Origin of the sequence: Rhizorhabdus antheiae (assembly GCF_049889055.1) — a bacterium.
Taxonomy (GTDB): domain Bacteria; phylum Pseudomonadota; class Alphaproteobacteria; order Sphingomonadales; family Sphingomonadaceae; genus Rhizorhabdus.
The window spans coordinates 443,799-461,660 of the sequence record NZ_JBLTWO010000002.1; the positions used below are offsets into that span (position 1 = coordinate 443,799).

Consider the following 17,862-nt stretch of genomic DNA (forward strand, 5'->3'; position numbering starts at 1 on the left):
GAGGTTCAAACCGGGTAAGGAGAAAATCCTATGGCGGCTCCCACCGTCTCCATGCAGGCGTTGCTCGACGCCGGCGCGCATTTCGGTCACCAGACTCACCGCTGGAATCCGAAGATGAAGCCGTATCTGTTCGGCGATCGCAACGGCATCCACATCATCGATCTGTCGCAGACCGTGCCCCTGTTCGCACGCGCGCTCGACTTCATCAGCCAGAGCGTCCAGCACGGCGGCAAGGTTCTGTTCGTCGGCACCAAGCGCCAGGCGCAGGAGCCGATCGCTGAAGCCGCGCGCCGTTCGGGCCAGCATTATGTCAACCATCGCTGGCTGGGCGGCATGCTCACCAACTGGAAGACGATTTCCAACTCGATCAAGCGCTTCAAGGCGCTCGAAGAGCAGCTGTCGGGCGACACCCACGGTCTGACCAAGAAGGAAGTCCTGCAGCTCACCCGTGAGCGCGACAAGTTCGAGCTCTCGCTCGGCGGCATCCGCGACATGGGCGGCATTCCGGACGTGATGTTCGTGATCGACGCCAACAAGGAAGAGCTGGCGATCAAGGAAGCCAACACCCTCGGCATCCCCGTCGTCGCCATCCTCGATTCGAACGTGAGCCCGGACGGTATCGCCTTCCCGGTTCCGGCGAACGACGACGCGGCCCGCGCGATCCGTCTCTACTGCGAAGCCGTCGCCGAAGCCGCGACGCGTGGCCAGCAGGGCGGCCGTCAGGCGCGTGGCGAGGATCTCGGCGCTTCGGTCGAGGCTCCGATCGAAGAAGCCATCGCGTAACAAATCTATCGTCGTCCCGGCCTAGTCCGGGATCTCCCGGCCCGTGCCTCGGCACGGGTCCGGCTTGAGACCCCGGCTCGTCCGGGGCGACGTGTTTCTGACGAAAGGAAAGCATATGGCGGATATCACCGCTTCGGCCGTCAAGGAGCTTCGCGAGAAGACCGGCGCCGGCATGATGGACTGCAAGAAGGCGCTCACCGAGACGAATGGCGACATGGAAGCCGCCGTCGACTGGCTGCGCACCAAGGGTCTCGCCACTGCCGCCAAGAAGTCGAGCCGCACTGCGGCCGAGGGTCTCGTCGGCGTGGCCGTCGAAGGCACCAAGGGCGCGGCTGTCGAGGTCAATTCCGAGACCGACTTCGTCGCCAAGAACGAGCAGTTTCAGGACTTCGTCCGCACCGTGACCAAGCTGGCCCTCGAGGCCGGTGACGACGTCGCCGCGCTCGCCGCGGCCGCCTATCCGGGCGGCGGCACCGTCTCGGAGAAGCTGACCGCGAACATCGCGACGATCGGCGAGAACCAGACGCTGCGTCGCGCAAAGATCGTCGAAGTGTCGCAGGGCGCGATCGTTCCTTACGTCCATAATGCTGCGGCCCCCGGCCTCGGCAAGATCGGCGTGCTCGTCGCGCTTGAAGGCGATGCCCCCGTCGCCGAGATCGAAGCTGTCGGCAAGCAGATCGCGATGCACATCGCGGCCGCTTTCCCGCAGGCGCTGACCGAAGACGGGCTCGACCCGACCGTGATCGAGCGCGAGCGCGCGATCGCGGCCGAAAAGGCCGCCGAATCGGGCAAGCCGGCCGAGATCATCGAGAAGATGGTCCAGGGCGCCGTCGCGAAGTTCCGCAAGGAAAACGCGCTGCTCAGCCAGATCTTCGTCATGGACAACAAGACCCCGATCGCACAGGTCGTCGCCAATGCCGCCAAGGCGGCCGGCGGTTCGATCGTGCTGAAGGACTATGTCCGCTTCCAGCTCGGTGAAGGTATCGAGAAGGAAGTCAGCGACTTCGCGGCGGAAGTCGCGGCTGCCGCCAACGGCTGATCCGTCATGAAAAGGCCCGCTCTTTCGGTTTCGACCGGAGGAGCGGGCCTTTTTCATGCCCGCCATAGCGCGCCGCCGCCGTGGCGCTTGGCAGCGGGTGATGCTGCCCCTAAGGTGCGGCAACAGCTTTAAGATAATGAGTAACGAGAACCTATGGACCAACCGCGCTTCAAACGTATCCTGCTGAAGCTATCGGGTGAGGTTCTGATGGGGCAGGGCCAGTTCGGCATCGATCCCGAAACCGTCGCCCGCGTCGCCCGCGAGATTGCCGATGTCGCCACGCAGTATGAACTCTGCCTGGTGGTCGGTGGCGGCAACATCTTCCGCGGCCTGGCTGCCGCCGCCAAGGGCTTCGACCGCACGAGCGCCGACTATATGGGCATGCTCGCGACGGTCATGAACGCGCTGGCGGTGCAGAATGCGCTGGAACAGATCGGCGTCGACACGCGGGTCCAGTCCGCCATTCCGATGTCGACCGTCTGCGAACCTTTCATCCGCCGCCGCGCCGAACGCCACCTGGAAAAGGGACGTATCGTCATTTTTGCGGCCGGCACCGGCAACCCCTATTTCACCACCGACAGTGCCGCTGCGCTGCGTGCGGCGGAGATGGGATGCGATGCCCTGCTCAAGGGAACATCGGTGGACGGTGTCTACAATGCCGACCCCAAGAAGGACCCGACGGCAACCCGCTACGAAACGGTGACCTTCAACCGGGTGCTGGCCGACGACCTCAAGGTCATGGATGCCAGCGCGGTGGCGCTGTGCCGCGACAACGATATTCCGATCGTGGTATTCAACATCCGCGAGCAGGGCAATCTGGCCCGCGTGCTCGGGGGAACGGGTACGGCCACGGTCGTTCAGAACTAGGGAGACTAAGCCATGCCCGCCTATAACAAGGCCGATCTCGAACGCCGTATGCACGGCGCCGTCGAATCGCTGAAGAGCGATCTGACGGGCCTGCGCACGGGCCGCGCCTCGATCAACCTGCTCGATCCGGTCACGGTCGAGATCTATGGCGCGCAGATGCCGCTGAACCAGGCAGCGACCGTCACCGCGCCCGAGCCGCGCATGTTGTCGGTGCAGGTGTGGGACCGTTCCAATGTCGGCCCGGTCGACAAGGCGATCCGCTCTGCGGGCCTCGGCCTCAACCCGATCATGGACGGCCAGACGCTGCGCATTCCGATCCCGGACCTGACCGAAGAGCGCCGCAAGGAGCTCGCCAAGCTCGCGAGCCAATATGCCGAGAAGGCGCGTGTCGCCGTTCGCAACGTCCGTCGCGACGGTATGGACAGCCTCAAGCTCGACGAGAAGAAGGGCGAGATCAGCGAGGACGATCGCAAGCGTCGTGAGACCGAAGTGCAGAAAATGACCGACGCGACGATCGCCGAGGTGGATGCTGCGGCAGCTGCAAAGGAAAAGGAAATCCTCGGGAAGTGAGCGGCTTGTCCGCCAGTCCTGCGACCAGTGCCGAAGCTGCGGGGGGCAGCGGCATGCCACGCCATGTTGCGATCATCATGGACGGCAATGGACGCTGGGCAAAGCGACGCTTCCTCCCGCGAGTGGCCGGCCACCGCGCCGGCGCCGAAGCCGTGCGCGTCACGGTCAAGGCGGCGGCGGACATGGGGCTTCGCGCGCTTACCCTCTATGCCTTTTCTTCGGAGAACTGGCGCCGCTCGGCCGAGGAGGTCACCGACCTCATGGGCCTGCTGCGCCACTATCTCCGCAAGGAAGTGGCCGAACTCCATCGCAACGGCATCCGCCTGCGCACCATAGGCGATATCGGCGCGCTCGAAGGCGATCTGATCGGGCTGGTGCGGGACGGGGTCGAACTGACCAAGAACAACCGCCGCCTCGATTTCGTGCTGGCGCTGAATTATGGCGCGCAGGACGAGATGCTCCGCGCCGTGCGGGGTATCGCCGCGCAGGTCCAGGCGGGGACGTTGGATCCCGACGCTATCGATCAGGCGATGATCGAGGCCCGGCTCGACACGTGCGACTTGCCTCCGCTCGATCTGCTCATCAGGACGTCCGGCGAGCGACGCTTGTCCAACTTCCTGCTGTGGCAGGCTGCCTATGCCGAACTGCTGTTCGTCGACACGCTGTGGCCCGATTTCGACGGCAACGCCCTGGCGGCCGCGATCGCCGATTTCGGCACCCGCGAGCGGCGCTTCGGCGGGCGCTGAGCCGCTATTCTGATGGCTCTGACACGCGAACTCCGACTCCGGATCGTCTCTGGTGTCGTAATGATGGCGGTGGCCCTCGCGGCCTTGTGGTTCGGTGGCGTCGCTTTCTGGGCGCTGGCATCGCTGCTGGCGGTGCTCATGATGGTCGAATGGGCAACGATGGCACAGGCGTCGCGCTGGCAGCTTATATTGGGGGCGCTTGCCGTCGCCGCGCTGATGCTGTCGGCCCTGTCCTTTGCCGATCCGATCAAGCTGGCAACGATCGCCAATCGTCTGATTGCGCAGACCGTCGATCTGACCGGTCTCGCCGCCATCCTGGTTGCGGTCGTCAGTTTCCGGGCCCGGCTCGGCGCGGGCGTGCTCTATACGGTGTTCCCGGCGGTTGCGCTTATCTATCTGCGCGAGCAGCCGGGGCAGGGCTTCGCTTTGGCACTGTGGACGCTGGTCGTCGTCTGGGCGACCGATATCGGCGCTTATTTCGCCGGCAGGGCCATTGGCGGACCGAAGATTGCCCCATCGATCAGCCCCAGCAAGACCTGGGCCGGTCTGGCGGGCGGCATGGTCGGCGCGCTGGTCTGTGGAGCCGCCGTCGCATCCGCATATGGGCTTGGAACGGCCTTCCTGATCGCCGGTGCGCCGCTGGCGGTGGCAGCGCAGGGCGGCGACTTTTTCGAAAGCTGGCTCAAGCGCCGCTCCGGGGTTAAAGATAGCGGAACGCTGCTTCCCGGTCATGGTGGTGTCCTGGACCGGCTCGACGGCGTCGTTCCAGTCGCGCTCCTGGTCGCGGCGGGCGTTGCGGGGGGGATTTTGTGACCGTGAAGAGCGTATCCATCCTTGGCGCGACCGGATCGATCGGCACGTCGACGCTCGACCTGATCGAGCGTGATCGCGCGGCGTTCCGCGTCGTCGCGTTGACCGCGCAGCGCGACGTGGCCGGCCTCGCCGATGCAGCGCGGCGTACCGGGGCCGAACTGGCCGTCATCGGCGATCCCGCACTCTATGGATCGCTGAAAGACGCCTTGTCGGGGAGTGGGATCGAGGTCGCCGCAGGCGAGGAGGCCGTCGTCGACGCTGCGTCACGCGGCGCGGACTGGACCATGGCGGCGATCGTCGGCACCGCCGGGCTCCTGTCGACGATGGCGGCGCTGCGCGGGGGACGGACCGTGGCTCTGGCGAACAAGGAGTCGCTGGTGTCGGCGGGTGCGCTGATGACCGACGCCGCGAAACGCCACGGCGCGACGCTGCTGCCCGTCGATTCCGAGCATAATGCCGTCTTCCAATGTTTCGATCATGGCGCCCCCGGCAGCATCCGCAAGGTGACGTTGACCGCGAGCGGCGGGCCGTTCCGGGACTGGACGCTGGAGGCGATGCGCACGGTCACCCCGGCGCAGGCGGTCAAGCATCCGAACTGGTCGATGGGCGCAAAGATCTCGGTCGACAGCGCGACGCTGATGAACAAGGGCCTCGAACTGATCGAGGCTTTCCACCTGTTTCCGCTGGAGGCCGGCCAGTTCGACGCCATCGTCCATCCGCAGTCGGTGGTCCATGCGCTGGTCGATTATGTCGATGGCTCGGTCCTGGCGCATCTCGGTTCGCCCGACATGCGGACGCCGATCGCCCATTGTCTGGCCTGGCCGCAGCGCATGGCGACGCCCTGCCAGCGTCTCGACCTCGCCGCTGTCGGCCGGCTCGATTTTCATGCGCCCGATCCGGAACGCTTCCCGGCCTTTGCGCTGGCCAAAGACATATTGGCCGAAGGGGCAGGGCGCGCCGTGATCCTCAACGCGGCCAATGAGGTGGCGGTCGGGGCTTTTCTCGAAGGCCGGATCGGCTTTCTCGACATTGCGTTAATCGTGCGCAAAGCTCTGGATCGCTACGATCCCGCCGCACCGTCCCGCCTGGAAGATGTCTTCGCTATCGATGCGGAGGCACGGGCTGTGGCTCGGGATGCGATGGAGACTATCGGCGCGTGACAGAACATCCCGGTATCCTCTTCACGATATTCGCCTTTCTGCTCGTCATCGGGCCGCTGATCTTCGTTCATGAACTGGGCCATTATCTGGTCGGACGCTGGTGCGGGGTTAAGGCCGACGCCTTCTCGATAGGTTTCGGTCGCGAGATTGCCGGCTATACCGACTCGCGCGGTACCCGCTGGAAACTGGGCTGGATCCCCATGGGCGGCTATGTGAAGTTCGCCGGGGACATGAACCCTGCGAGCCAGCCGACGCCCGAATGGCTCGCCTTGCCGCCGGAGGAGCGCGCCAGGACCTTCCAGGCCAAGGCGGTCTGGCAACGCTTCCTGATCGTCTTCGCGGGGCCGGCGACGAACTTCCTCGTCGCGATCGCCATCTTCATGGCCTTTTTCGCGGCCTATGGCGTGCCGCGCACGCCCGCGACGCTGTCGGCCATCATCGAGAAATCTCCCGCCGCTGCCGCCGGGTTGCAGCCGGGCGACCGCATCACCGCCGTCGCCGGGCGTCCGGTCGACACCTTCGACGAAATGGCGGAGATGATCCGCTTCCGCCCGGATGAAGAGCTTTCGCTTTCGGTCGACCGTGGCGGGAAGCCGCTTTTGGTCAGCGTGAAGACCGCCGCCAATGTCGAGCGTGATCGGTTCGGCAACGAATTCCGCAAGGGGACGATCGGCGTCATGTCGGGCCAGCAGGTGATCGAGCAGGTTCCGCTGCTCGAACTGCCGGCCGAGGCGACGCGGCAGACTTTCGGCATCGTCCGGACGATGATCGACACGCTCGGTCAGATCGTCACGGGGCGTCGTTCGGTCAAGGAATTGGGCGGTCCGATCAAGATCGCGCAGGTGTCGGGACAGCAGGCATCGCTGGGGCTGCTCAACTTCGTCATGCTGATGGCGCTCATCTCGATTAATCTGGGATTCATCAACCTGTTGCCAATCCCGATGCTCGACGGCGGCCATCTGGTCTTCTACCTGTTCGAGGGAATAGCGCGCCGGCCGGTCCCTGAAAGGGCTATGGAATGGGCGTTTCGATCCGGCTTGGCCGTACTGCTGTCCTTCATGATCTTCGTTACGCTCAACGATATTCTTTCTCTGGGCGCTCTGGAGAGGCTTGCCGGGTTGATCGGCTGACCGTGATCGGGCAGTGCATGCGCACCTTCCTTGCTTGGGGGGGCGTGGATTCTATGGAAGCGGGGAACGCGTGACGGCGACGAGGAAGAATTTCGGCAGGGCTCGCTTTTGTTCGGCGCTGCTCGTCGGCACGATGCTGGGTGGCGTTTCGCAACCATTGTTCGCGCAGGAGGCGGCCCCGCCGCAGATGGCGCCCGCGCCGAGTGCGCCGGTAACCATCGGCACGATCAAGACCGTCAATGTCGTAGGCTCGGAGCGACTGGAGCCGGATACGGTCCGCTCCTACGTCAAGCTGGTCCCCGGCGAGAGCTACACGCGCGAGTCCGAAGATCAGGCGCTGAAAGACCTCTACGAGACCGAGCTCTTCGCCGACGTGCAGGTCCGCGACGACGGACAGGGCAACATCACCCTGCAGGTCCGCGAGAACCCGGTCGTCAACCGCATCGTGCTGGAAGGCAATAAGCGGCTGAAGTCGGACAAGATCAACCCCGAGATCAAGCTGGCGCCGCGTCAGATCTTCACCCGGTCGAAGGTCCGTGCAGACGTTGCGCGCATCATCGAACTCTACCGCCGCCAGGGCCGTTTCGCTGCGACGGTCGAGCCGAAGATGGTCCAGCTCGACCAGAACCGCGTCGACATCATCTTCGAGATCAGCGAGGGCGACAAGTCCAAGGTCCGCAAGATCAACATCATCGGGAACGAGAAATTCTCCGATGGCCGCCTGCGCGGCGAGATGGCGACCAAGCAGACGGGCATCACCAAGATTTTCTCGTCGGGCACCAGCTATGATCCCGACCGCATGTCCTATGACCAGCAGAAGCTGCGCCAATATTATCTGACGCAGGGCTATGCGGACTTCCGCGTGGTGTCGGCCGTGGCCGAACTGACCCCGGACAAGAAGGACTTCATCATCACCTATGTGGTGGAGGAAGGGCAGCGCTACAAATTCGGCGACGTCAGCCTCGAGAGCGAGATCCGCGACATCAAGCCCGAGGCGTTCAAGGCTCTTCTGCCGATGAAGAAGGGCGACTGGTATAACGCCAAGGCGGTCGAGGACACGGTCGACTCGATCACCGAGGCGACCGGCGCCTTCGGCTTTACCCCCGACGTTCGTCCGGACTTCAACCGCGACAAGGAAGAGCTGACGATGGGGGTGGTCTTCAAGATCAACCAGTCGCCGCGCGTCTATGTCGAACGGATAGACATCAACGGCAACACCCACACCAAGGACAAGGTCGTCCGCCGCGAATTCCGCATGTCGGAAGGCGACGCGTTCAACAGCTTCAAGGTCAAGCGGTCGCGCGACCGCATCCAGTCGCTGGGCTTCTTCCAGGACAAGTTCGAGATCGAGCAGAAGCCGGGCTCGGCGCCCGATCGCGTCGTGCTCGAAGCCAATGTCGAGGAAAAGTCGACCGGCGAGTTGCAGGTGTCTGCGGGCTATTCGAGCCTCGAACGCTTCATCGTCGACCTGTCGATCCGCGAACGCAACTTCATGGGCAAGGGCCAGGAAGTCCGCGCCGGCGTAAGCTATTCGACCTATTCGAAGTCGATCGAACTGGGCTTCACCGAGCCTTATGTGTTCGACAAGAATATCGCAGTCGGCTTCGACGTGTTCCGCCGCGACTATAATTCGTTCAACTTTTCGGGCAACGATCGCAACACCACCTACGAACAGACTACAACGGGTTTCCAGATCCGCGCCGGCATCCCGCTGACCGAGTTCATCACCCTCGCGACGCGCTATGGCCTCAGCTACGATCAGGTGTCGCTGAACAAGTTCACCTTCTACACCGACACCGACAATGACGGCATTCGCGACACCTGCGATCCGATCGTGGCGGGGCGCTATCTGTGCGACGCCATCGGAAACCGCGTGACCTCGTCGGTCGGCTACTCGCTCGTCTTCGACAATCTGAACAACCGCCTGCGGCCGACGCGCGGCCAGCGCGCCGTGTTCAGCCAGGACTTCGCCGGCCTCGGCGGCACGGTCCGCTATATCAAGACCACGGCCCAGGCGACCAAATATTGGGGTATCGGCAGCGGCTTCGTGTTCTCGGCAAGCGCCGAGGGTGGCTACATCAAGGGCCTGGGACAGCAGGTCCGCCTGATCGACCGCTTCTACCTTGGCGAGCCCGACATGCGCGGCTTCGGCATCCGCGGCATCGGTCCACGCGTGATCCGCTCCTTCTACGATACCACCACCGGGACGTTCCTGACGGATCGCAATTCGCAGACCGACGATGCGCTCGGCGGCAATGCATATTATCGCGGGCGTCTCGAACTCGAGATTCCTCTGGGCAATGGCGCCCGCGAACTTGGCCTGCGGCCGTCCATCTTCATGGACGTCGGCGCGGTATTCGGTACGAGCCGGCCGGCGCTCACGGCTCCGGAGATCGCGGGCTATCCGTTCCAACTCGACGCCAACGGCAAATATCTGCCGGTCGAGCGGCTTGTCCTCGATAGCCAGGGGCGGCAAATCTACACGGTGCCGCTGACGGACACGACCAATCCGGGTGCAGCGACGCTGTGCTCGGTAGGCTATTCTGCCACAGCCACCGGCCCGTGCGTCGGCAACTCGCAGAATACGCGGGCCTTCTCCACGATCAGTCCGTTCCGCGAAGATTTCGTCGGCAACTCCGCCAAGCCGCGTCTCTCGGTCGGTTTCGGCGTGAACTGGAACTCGCCCTTCGGGCCGTTCCGCATCGACATCGCCAAGGCCCTCCTCAAGGAGAAGGGCGACAACACCAAGACCTTCCAATTCAACGTAGGGACACAGTTCTGATGAAAGCTTTTCTGAAGACCGCCGCCGCTGCTGCGGCCCTGATGCTCGTGCCGGCCGCCGCCAATGCGCAGGCCGCCGCTGCCGCCGCTGCTCCTGCAGCGGTCGCCGTGGTCGATCTCGACGCCGCGATCGTCAATTCCGCTGCCTTCCAGTCGGCGATGAACCAGGTCCAGACGACCTACAAGACCCAGATCACCGCCGCGCAGACCCGCCAGACCGCGCTGCAGGGCGAGCTCAACACGCTCCGCACCGAGATCGAGAATCTCCAGAAGAACAGCGCGACGCCGAAGGCGACGCTCGACGCGAAGATCGCGACCTTCCAGCAGAAGGGCCAGGCCGCCCAGGCCGAGCTGCAGCGCCTCGCCGTTCCCTTCGCCCGCCCGCAGGCCTATGTCCGCGAGCAGGTCGAAGCCAAGGTCGAGCAGGCGCTGAAGGCCGCGATGACCGCGAAGAAAATCGGCGTCGTACTGCGTCCGGAGGCTGCCTTCGCCTTCCAGCCGACCTCGGACCTGACCGCAGACGTCGTGACCCAGCTCAATGCGCTGGTGCCGAGCGCCTCGATCACTCCGCCGGCCAATTGGCAGCCGGGCCAGGCCGAGCAGGGCCAGGCAACCGCGCCGCAGGGCCGTTGATCGCCGCGCGATGAGCGACGACAACAAGACCGTGCTTGGCCCGCTGGATGTCCGGCGGGTCATGGCGGCGATCCCGCACCGCTACCCCATGCTCCTCGTCGACCGCGTCGAGGAGCTGGTGGTCAACGAGCGTATCTCGGCCGTGAAGGCGGTGACGATCAACGAGGAATTCTTCCAGGGGCATTTCCCCGGGCGCCCGATCATGCCGGGCGTGTTGATCGTCGAGGCGCTGGCGCAAGCGGCGGGCGTTCTCGCCGTGGAATCGCTGGGCCTGTCCGGTTCGGGCAAGCTCGTCTATTTCATGACGATCGACGAGGTGAAGTTCCGCACTCCGGTCGAACCGGGCGTGCTGCTGCGCCTCGACGTCGCCTTCGCGCAGAAGCGCGGCAGCGTCTGCAAGTTCGAGGGCAAGGCCTATCTGGGCGACAAGCTCGCCGCCCAGGCCAATTTCACCGCGATGATCGCCGATCCGCCCAAGGAATGATCGCTTTATGCGGGCTCCGGCGTCTGGTCTTGCCATCGCAGGGCCGACGCTGTAAGGGCCGCGCTTCGCTTCCCCAGGCTGGTCGGAACCAGCCATTTTCTGGAGCTTCTGACGATGAAGAAAGATATCCATCCCGATTACCACCGGATCAAGGTCCAGCTGGTCGACGGTACGACCTACGACACCCACTCGACCTGGGGTTCGGAAGGCGAAACGCTTCAGCTCGACATCGATCCCTCGGTCCACCCGGCGTGGACGGGCGGCAAGTCGCAGTTGCTCGATGCCGGCGGCCAGGTCGCCCGCTTCAACAAGCGCTTCGGCGGGCTGTCGCTCACCAAGAAGTAAGCTTGGTTCCGAGCTTCGGACATGGATATGGCTGGGCGCTTGCCCGGCCATTTTCATTTGGGGGACAGCGCGTTCAGGGAGGGGTATGAGATGCTGCCTGATCGCGCCCGCCGCTGGCTTTACGCGGCGGCCGTACTGATCATTTATGGTCTGGCTATCATGCCGTCGGACAAGGCGCCCGATCTCGGTGCCGGCGACAAGATCAACCATATCGCGGCCTTCCTGTTTCTGACGCTGTTCGGTCGATGGGCCCTGCGCGGCACGGGGCGGCCGCGGCTCGTCATCGGCCTGTCCATTTTCGGGGCGCTGATCGAACTGACGCAGGCGATCCCTGTGTTGAACCGCGACGCCAGCGTCTGGGACTGGATCGCCGACAGCGCTGCGATCGGTGTGGCACTGCTGATGGCATGGCCGCTGGAAAGGCTGCTGAAGCGGCGATGATCGAAGCGCCCCGCCTGCAGGATGAGGAGGCGGATGCGCGGTTCGCGCGTCTGGCGGTCGAGGCGGGGCTCGATCCAGAGGATCGCTGGGTCGGCGGCTATGCTGCTTATGAATGGGCGCATCTGCGCCACGTGCTTGACGCCTATGCGATCGAGGTCGCGGACAGGGACGTGCTCGAATTCGGCTGCAATGTCGGAGGTTCGCTGGTCGTCCTCGCGACGCTCGGTGGGCGGGCGACGGGCGTGGATGTCGATCCCGCGATGCCACCGATCGCGGCGGCCAATTGCAGGCGACATGGGTTTGAGGCGCGGGCGGTTGTAGTCGGACCTGGAGAGCCGCTGCCCTTTCCCGATGCGAGCTTCGACCTGATCGTCGCCAACAGCGTCCTCGAATATGTCGACGCCGACGCGCTCTCCCCGACCATCGCCGAGTTCCACCGCCTGTTGCGGCCCGGCGGCCGGCTGCTGATCTGCGGCACCGCCAGCCGCCTGTCGCCCAAGGAAGGCCATTCGGGACGCTGGCTCGTCAATTACTGGCCAAGGGCTTTCGATCGTCTGACCGGTCGTCCTCTCCAGCGCGGCCTTTCCCCGCTGGCCTTGGCAGCAGCGCTGAAGGGCCGCTTCGCCAGCGTGGCCGGCAACGACTGCGCCTGGCGCAAGGCGCGCATGGCGATCCACGGTCGCCTGATGCCCGCCGCCCATGTCTGTTCGGCCGCGGGGAAGGCGACAGGGTTGGGACCGGGCTGGTTATCCCCTACGGTCGAGCTTCTAATGCAGCGGATATGAGCTGATCTCGGGCTTGGCAGAGACGCGCTTCCGAGCTCCTTCGGGCGCGAGGCCTCGACAGAGGGGCAATTTGATCGAGATTGGATGAATCGCGCAAAGACGCAGAATTTCCGCCTGCTAGAAGATGCCTCGACAGCGCGATTCTCTCAGGCTCCTCGATCCTTATGCCGTTCCAAAGACCAGTGCTCCAATCGTCGATCTTCGTCGGCCTCATCCTGATTGCGACCACAGGCAGGGCGGACCCCGGTTCTCCAGCGGTAGAGCCTGCCGCTCCGAACCCTGCTGGGCAGGGCTGCTCCCTGCACATCTGGCCCGGCAGCAACCTCCGCTCCACCTATCTCGGATGGGCGCATGGAGGCATCGTCGATGGGGCGGTGAACGGGCGCGACGGCTATAGAAGGCTGCCCGTCGGTCCTCTGGATACCGATCGCCAGCGAGCCATATTGTCGACGGCGGCTGTGGCCAAGGCGCTGGGGCTGGAGGGGTACAGCGCAACAGTTCATGAAGGTGCGCTGGACAGCAGGACGCTGCGGACCTCGCCCGGTTCCTGGCTTGCGGCGACGACCGGAATGCCGCCCTCCTCCTGTCAGGCCGAACTGGCGATCGACGATGTCTTCTTTCAGGAGGACATCGTCAGCGGTCGCTATCTGAAAGTCATCTACCGGTTCAAGCGGTTCGGCGACATCGAGGGCCCAGCCCGAAGCTTCGGCCAGATAATCGCCGTAAAGCTGTCGGCTTTCCCTCCAGCTCCAGGAACCGATGCTGCCCCGGCGCTGAAGGAATTGGAAACGGCGTTGGTCCGCAGCGTCCAGGATTTCGGCACCTCGCTCAACACCCCCATCAAGAAGAGAAGATGAGGGGGCATCCGCCTCGACAACAGGGAGTTATCGAGCATGAAGAACTATCTGATTTCTGCGAGCATGATGCTGCTCATTGCCGGGAACAGTCCCGCAAATGCTCAGGATAGCGTCGCTGCCGCAGTTGCGACGGTAGCCGAACCGTCAGGACCTACTGCATCCCCGGCTAACGCGGCTCCCGAAACCGCCTCCTTCGCCCCCACCTCGGCAGCCGCCGACGGTTGCGAACTGCACATCTGGCCTGCCGAGCGCATGAACTCCATCACGATGGGACTGTTGGGTGGCGGTCTGCTGGACGCTGCCATTCACGCGAACCGCGATGCGAGCAACCGGACTCTGCTCGCCAGTGCTCTGGACAGCCCGAGCCAGCTCGATGCTTTGCTCGCGCTCGACCTGCGCACGATGCTCAAGATGAGCCCCGGCACGACCATCGTGACGCACGCCAAGCCACTTGAGCGCAAGACGATGAATGCGGTGAAGACGCGGAGGTCGGATTCGAAATCGACCTGCTATTCCGAGTTGATCGTGGCGGACGTATTCTATCAGAAGTCGACGCTCTATGGGCGTTCGCTGCGGACCCTGTTCATGGTCCGCGAGTTCGGCAAGGATCAAACGATCGATTTCGAGTATAAAGCGTGGGGAGGCAATGGCTTGCAGCGTTTCCCACCCAAGGAAGGCGAAGATGCTCTGGCGGCGCTCGACGAACTTGTAAGCGTGTTCAAGGCCAATTTTGCCGAATATGCCAACAATGAAGCGAAGGCAGTTAGAAAGCCTGTAAAGTCCTGACTGTCCATAGGACGGGAAGCCGGCGCTCAAACAAGCCGATTCCCGTCAGTTCGCTGCCGCTTATAATGTTCTTTTCAGCGGTTGAATGGGTGCTGCGTTCCGTAGATATCCCCCAACACGGCCAACACAGCCGTGGCGGTAGGAGTTTTCAGTGGCCTGAAGCTCGCGGCCTCCAGAGCGGCGCGCCCCTCGGAGGCGCTCTGAAAATGGCGGAGAGGGTGGGATTCGAACCCACGGTGGGCTTCCACCCACGGCGGTTTTCAAGACCGCTGCCTTAAACCACTCGGCCACCTCTCCGCGAAGCCGGGCCGCGCGGTCGGGTCGCTTTATCGCTCGTGCGGCCTTTCGTGCAAGGGGTACGATCAAAGCGGTTCAATGCGCGGCCAAGCTGTGGCAAGCACGATCCTCCACCAAAGGGGATATGATGCGGAGCCTGTTGCGTAGGGCGGTCCTGGCGGCCGCATGGACGGTCGTCGGAACGGTGCCGGCGTGGGCGGCGCAGGAGCAGCCGGTTGCCGAGGAAGCGCAGGCCCCCGACGATGCCGCGCGGCTGACCGATGCGCCCGAGCCGGCGGCGCCGAGCGAAGACAGCCTGATGCGCGCCTATCTGGCGACGCTGCGCGACCGGGCGGCGGGGATGGGGATTTCGGGCGAGCTGTTCGATCGCACGCTGCCGACGGTCAATTTCAACGCGCGCGTCGTGCGCCTCGATCGCGGGCAGCCGGGCGCCAGCACGTCGAACAGCGCTACGCCGCCCTTCGCGCCCTATCTGGCGAGCCATGTCGACCGGGTCCGCATCAACATGGGTCGGTCGCGCTATGGCAGCCTGCGACCGCTGCTGCTCGGCATCGAGCGTGAGACCGGGGTGCCCGAGCAGATCATGCTGGCGATCTATGGGCATGAGACCGGCTATGGCACCTTCACCGGCAATTTCGATCTGCTGAGCGCGCTCGGTACGCTCGCTTATGAGGGGCGTCGCCGCGAGCTGTTCGCGGGCGAGTTCCTCAACACGCTGCTGCTGATGCAGCGCGGCGTGGCGCGCGATCGGCTGAAGGGCAGCTGGGCCGGCGCGACCGGCTATCCGCAATTCCTGCCGAGCGTCTATCTGCGCCTGGCGCGCGACGGCGACGGCGATGGCAAGGCTGATATCTGGCGCAGCGAACCCGATGCGCTCGCCTCGATCGGCAATTATCTGCGCGACGCCGGATGGAAGAAGGACGTGCCCTGGGGCGTGGCGGTGCGCGTGCCCGAGGGGATCGACCGGGCCGCGATCCGCTCGCCGATGAACTCGCCCCGCTGCCCGCGCGTGTTCGCGCGGCAGAGCCGCTGGCTGACGATCGCCGAATGGCGCGACCATGGGCTGACGATGCTGAGCGGACGCGTGCCGGCCGAGAACGAGCTCGCTACGCTGATCGAGCCCGACGGTCCCGGCCGCACCGGCTATCTGCTGACGACCAATTATCGGTCGATCCTCGACTATAATTGCTCGAACTTCTACGCGCTGTCGGTCGGGCTTCTGGGCGACGCGATCGTCGAATGAGTGCGCGGGGCGATCACTGGCCTGCGGTGGCCCATGTCCGCGCGGCGGCGCTCGGGGTGGTGCTTCTGCTCGCCGCCTGCGGCGCGCCGCAGGCGGATCGGCCGGGCCGTCCGCCGGTGCCCCGGCCCTCGGGCGGGCCTGCCACCGATACGCCGGTCAAGATCGGCAAGCCCTATCAGATTGCGGGGGTGTGGTATTCGCCCTCGGACGACGCCGACTATGACGAGGTCGGGCTCGCCTCCTGGTATGGCGCGCAATTCCACGGCGCGCGCACCGCCAATGGCGAGCAGTTCGACATGGATCGCGTCGGTGCTGCCCACAAGACGCTGCCGCTGCCGAGCTATGTCGAGGTCACCGCGCTCGACACGGGCAAGACGATCGTCGTGCGGATCAACGATCGCGGGCCATTCGTCGCCAATCGCATCATCGACCTGTCGCGCCGCTCGGCCCAGCTTCTGGGGATCGAGCGGGCGGGGGTGTCGCGCGTCCGCGTGCGCCGGGTCTATCCGTCGGACGAGGATCGCATGGCGCTGCGTTCGGGCCGCCCGGCGAGCGAGCGTCGCTATGCCTCGGCGAGCGAACTGGCCTCGCTCAACCAGCGTTTCGCGACGCGCCCGGCGACGCCCAAGGCCCCGCCGCGCGTTGCAGCGGCCGTTCCAGTTGCGGCGGTGCCGGTGGGTGGCTGGTTCGTCCAGGTGACGGCGCTGAGCAGCCGGCCCCGCGCCGAGGAGATCGCCGAATTGCTGGGCGCGCGGGTCGAGCCGGTGGGCGCGTTGTGGCGGGTTCGGCTCGGTCCCTATCCGGGTGAAGGCGAGGCGAGCAATGCGCTGGCGCAGGTCCGGTCACGCGGCTATCAGGAGTCGCGCCTGGTGCGGATCGAAGCCGCCGACGGCGCCACTGCGGAGGGATTTCCAAGACGATGAAGCGTAAGACGTTCGCCCTGCTTTCCGGGATGCTGTTGTTCGTGTCGCTGCCGGCCGAAGCCGCGGCGCCCCCGTTCGACACGCCGGCCCCGGTGGCCTTCATGAAGGACCTGTCCTCGGGCGCGATCCTCTACGCCAAGAATCCCGATCTGCGCATGCCGCCCGCCTCGATGGCGAAGATGATGACGGTCTATGTCGCCTTCGATCTGGTGCGGAAGGGCGAACTCAAGCTCGACGCGATGGCGACGGTGCGGCCCGAGACGTGGAAGCGCTGGCACGGTCCCGCCGCCGGATCGACCATGTTCCTGTCGCCCGGCGAGCAGGTGAGCGTCGCCAATCTGCTGTTCGGCATCGTCACCCTGTCCGGCAACGATGCCTGCGTCGTGCTGGCCGAGCATATCTCGGGCACGGAAGAGGCCTTCGTCGCGCTGATGAACCGCCGCGCCAAGGAAATGGGCCTGACCAACAGCCATTTCGGAACGTCCAATGGCTGGCCCGACGGCGGCGTCACCTATGTCAGCGCGCGCGACCTCGCCACGCTCGCCGAAAAGACGATCGAGGAGCATCCGAAGCTCTACAAGACCTTCTACAGCCGGCCGAGCTTCACCTGGGGCAAGACCATGGGCAGCGGCCAGGCGATCACCCAGGCCAATCGCGACCCGCTGCTGGGTCGCGTCGCCGGAGCCGACGGGCTCAAGACCGGCCACACCGAGGAGGCCGGCTATGGCTTCACCGGCTCGGCCGAGCAGAATGGGCGACGTCTGGTGATGGTGCTGTCGGGGCTGACCTCGTTCAACCAGCGCGTCGAACAATCGGTGTCCTTCATGAACTGGGGCTTCCGCGCATGGCAGTCGAAGCCGGTCGCGCCGAAGGGCCGCAAGGTGCAGATCGCCGAAGTGCAGCTGGGCGACGCGCGCGAAGTGGGTCTGGTGGCGCCAAAGGATCTGGTCGTGACCGTGCCCGCCGGGCTCGGTTCGGACCTGAAGAGCCGGGTCGTCTATCAGGGACCGATCAAGGCGCCGTTCAAGAAGGGCGACCATATTGCCGATCTGGTCGTGTCCGGTCCCGACATGGCGCCGCAGAAGCTGCCGCTCGTCGCCGATCGCGACGTGGGCGAGGCGGGCTTTTTCGACCGGATGATGGCGGGCCTCCGCTGGCTGTTCGGCCTCGCCTGAGGCC

The 17,862-nt window shown here is 64.9% G+C and carries 19 protein-coding genes and 1 tRNA gene; 19 read left to right on the forward strand and 1 reads right to left on the reverse strand.

The features are described 5' to 3' along the window. Positions 1-30: 30 nt before the first annotated feature. The 16 genes from rpsB (at position 31) to ACNI3R_RS06510 (ending at position 14,220) form a co-directional block, all read left to right on the forward strand. On the forward strand, positions 31-783 hold the full coding sequence (gene rpsB / locus ACNI3R_RS06435) for a 30S ribosomal protein S2 (RefSeq protein ID WP_296624172.1): 753 nt from the start codon (positions 31-33) through the stop codon (positions 781-783). Positions 784-898: 115 nt separating this feature from the next. Next, a complete protein-coding gene (tsf, locus tag ACNI3R_RS06440; protein WP_426180938.1) occupies positions 899-1,822 on the forward strand; it encodes a translation elongation factor Ts in 924 nt (307 codons plus the stop codon). A 153-nt stretch (positions 1,823-1,975) separates the two neighbouring features. Further along, positions 1,976-2,689 carry a UMP kinase gene (gene pyrH / locus ACNI3R_RS06445; protein ID WP_426180940.1) on the forward strand — a complete coding sequence of 238 codons (714 nt, stop codon included), beginning with the start codon at positions 1,976-1,978 and terminating at the stop codon, positions 2,687-2,689. A 12-nt stretch (positions 2,690-2,701) separates the two neighbouring features. Further along, complete coding sequence (gene frr / locus ACNI3R_RS06450) at positions 2,702-3,259, forward strand: ribosome recycling factor (RefSeq protein ID WP_426180942.1); 558 nt, start codon at positions 2,702-2,704, stop codon at positions 3,257-3,259. 5 nt (positions 3,260-3,264) lie between these two features. Further along, positions 3,265-4,005, forward strand: a complete 741-nt coding sequence (locus ACNI3R_RS06455) for an isoprenyl transferase (RefSeq protein WP_426181475.1) — start codon at positions 3,265-3,267, stop codon at positions 4,003-4,005. Positions 4,006-4,017: 12 nt separating this feature from the next. Further along, positions 4,018-4,818 carry a phosphatidate cytidylyltransferase gene (locus tag ACNI3R_RS06460; protein ID WP_426180943.1) on the forward strand — a complete coding sequence of 267 codons (801 nt, stop codon included), beginning with the start codon at positions 4,018-4,020 and terminating at the stop codon, positions 4,816-4,818. A gap of 2 nt (positions 4,819-4,820) precedes the next feature. After that, a complete protein-coding gene (gene dxr / locus ACNI3R_RS06465) occupies positions 4,821-5,978 on the forward strand; it encodes a 1-deoxy-D-xylulose-5-phosphate reductoisomerase (protein WP_426180945.1) in 1,158 nt (385 codons plus the stop codon). Beyond that, positions 5,975-7,108, forward strand: coding sequence for an RIP metalloprotease RseP (rseP, locus tag ACNI3R_RS06470; protein ID WP_426180947.1), 1,134 nt, complete (start codon positions 5,975-5,977; stop codon positions 7,106-7,108). Before dxr ends, rseP begins: the two co-directional genes overlap by 4 nt. Before the next feature lie 70 nt (positions 7,109-7,178). Further along, a complete protein-coding gene (gene bamA, locus ACNI3R_RS06475) occupies positions 7,179-9,890 on the forward strand; it encodes an outer membrane protein assembly factor BamA (RefSeq protein WP_426180949.1) in 2,712 nt (903 codons plus the stop codon). Next, the gene (locus tag ACNI3R_RS06480; RefSeq protein ID WP_426180951.1) at positions 9,890-10,522 is read left to right on the forward strand and encodes an OmpH family outer membrane protein; all 633 of its coding nucleotides are present in this window, start codon (positions 9,890-9,892) and stop codon (positions 10,520-10,522) included. The genes bamA and ACNI3R_RS06480 overlap by 1 nt, the downstream gene beginning before the upstream one ends. Before the next feature lie 10 nt (positions 10,523-10,532). Further along, positions 10,533-11,006, forward strand: a complete 474-nt coding sequence (gene fabZ / locus ACNI3R_RS06485) for a 3-hydroxyacyl-ACP dehydratase FabZ (RefSeq protein ID WP_426180952.1) — start codon at positions 10,533-10,535, stop codon at positions 11,004-11,006. A 114-nt stretch (positions 11,007-11,120) separates the two neighbouring features. After that, the gene (rpmE, locus tag ACNI3R_RS06490) at positions 11,121-11,351 is read left to right on the forward strand and encodes a 50S ribosomal protein L31 (protein WP_426180954.1); all 231 of its coding nucleotides are present in this window, start codon (positions 11,121-11,123) and stop codon (positions 11,349-11,351) included. Between the two features lie 90 nt (positions 11,352-11,441). Next, positions 11,442-11,792: a VanZ family protein gene (locus ACNI3R_RS06495; protein WP_426180956.1), complete on the forward strand. Its 351-nt coding sequence runs from the start codon at positions 11,442-11,444 to the stop codon at positions 11,790-11,792. After that, on the forward strand, positions 11,789-12,577 hold the full coding sequence (locus tag ACNI3R_RS06500) for a class I SAM-dependent methyltransferase (RefSeq protein WP_426180958.1): 789 nt from the start codon (positions 11,789-11,791) through the stop codon (positions 12,575-12,577). Before ACNI3R_RS06495 ends, ACNI3R_RS06500 begins: the two co-directional genes overlap by 4 nt. Before the next feature lie 80 nt (positions 12,578-12,657). Then, positions 12,658-13,434: a hypothetical protein gene (locus ACNI3R_RS06505; RefSeq protein WP_426180960.1), complete on the forward strand. Its 777-nt coding sequence runs from the start codon at positions 12,658-12,660 to the stop codon at positions 13,432-13,434. 36 nt (positions 13,435-13,470) lie between these two features. Then, on the forward strand, positions 13,471-14,220 hold the full coding sequence (locus ACNI3R_RS06510; protein WP_426180962.1) for a hypothetical protein: 750 nt from the start codon (positions 13,471-13,473) through the stop codon (positions 14,218-14,220). A gap of 207 nt (positions 14,221-14,427) precedes the next feature. On the opposite strand, the gene ACNI3R_RS06515 is transcribed toward ACNI3R_RS06510, so the two are convergent. After that, positions 14,428-14,517, reverse strand: a tRNA-Ser gene (locus ACNI3R_RS06515). A gap of 124 nt (positions 14,518-14,641) precedes the next feature. Between ACNI3R_RS06515 and ACNI3R_RS06520 the strand changes: the two genes are divergently transcribed. Genes ACNI3R_RS06520 through ACNI3R_RS06530 form a run of 3 tightly spaced genes read left to right on the forward strand, consistent with a single transcriptional unit; the run spans position 14,642 to position 17,858 of the window. Further along, on the forward strand, positions 14,642-15,760 hold the full coding sequence (locus ACNI3R_RS06520) for a lytic murein transglycosylase (protein WP_426180964.1): 1,119 nt from the start codon (positions 14,642-14,644) through the stop codon (positions 15,758-15,760). Beyond that, positions 15,757-16,683: a septal ring lytic transglycosylase RlpA family protein gene (locus ACNI3R_RS06525; RefSeq protein WP_426180966.1), complete on the forward strand. Its 927-nt coding sequence runs from the start codon at positions 15,757-15,759 to the stop codon at positions 16,681-16,683. Before ACNI3R_RS06520 ends, ACNI3R_RS06525 begins: the two co-directional genes overlap by 4 nt. Further along, positions 16,680-17,858: a D-alanyl-D-alanine carboxypeptidase family protein gene (locus ACNI3R_RS06530; protein ID WP_426180968.1), complete on the forward strand. Its 1,179-nt coding sequence runs from the start codon at positions 16,680-16,682 to the stop codon at positions 17,856-17,858. Before ACNI3R_RS06525 ends, ACNI3R_RS06530 begins: the two co-directional genes overlap by 4 nt. Positions 17,859-17,862: the final 4 nt, after the last annotated feature.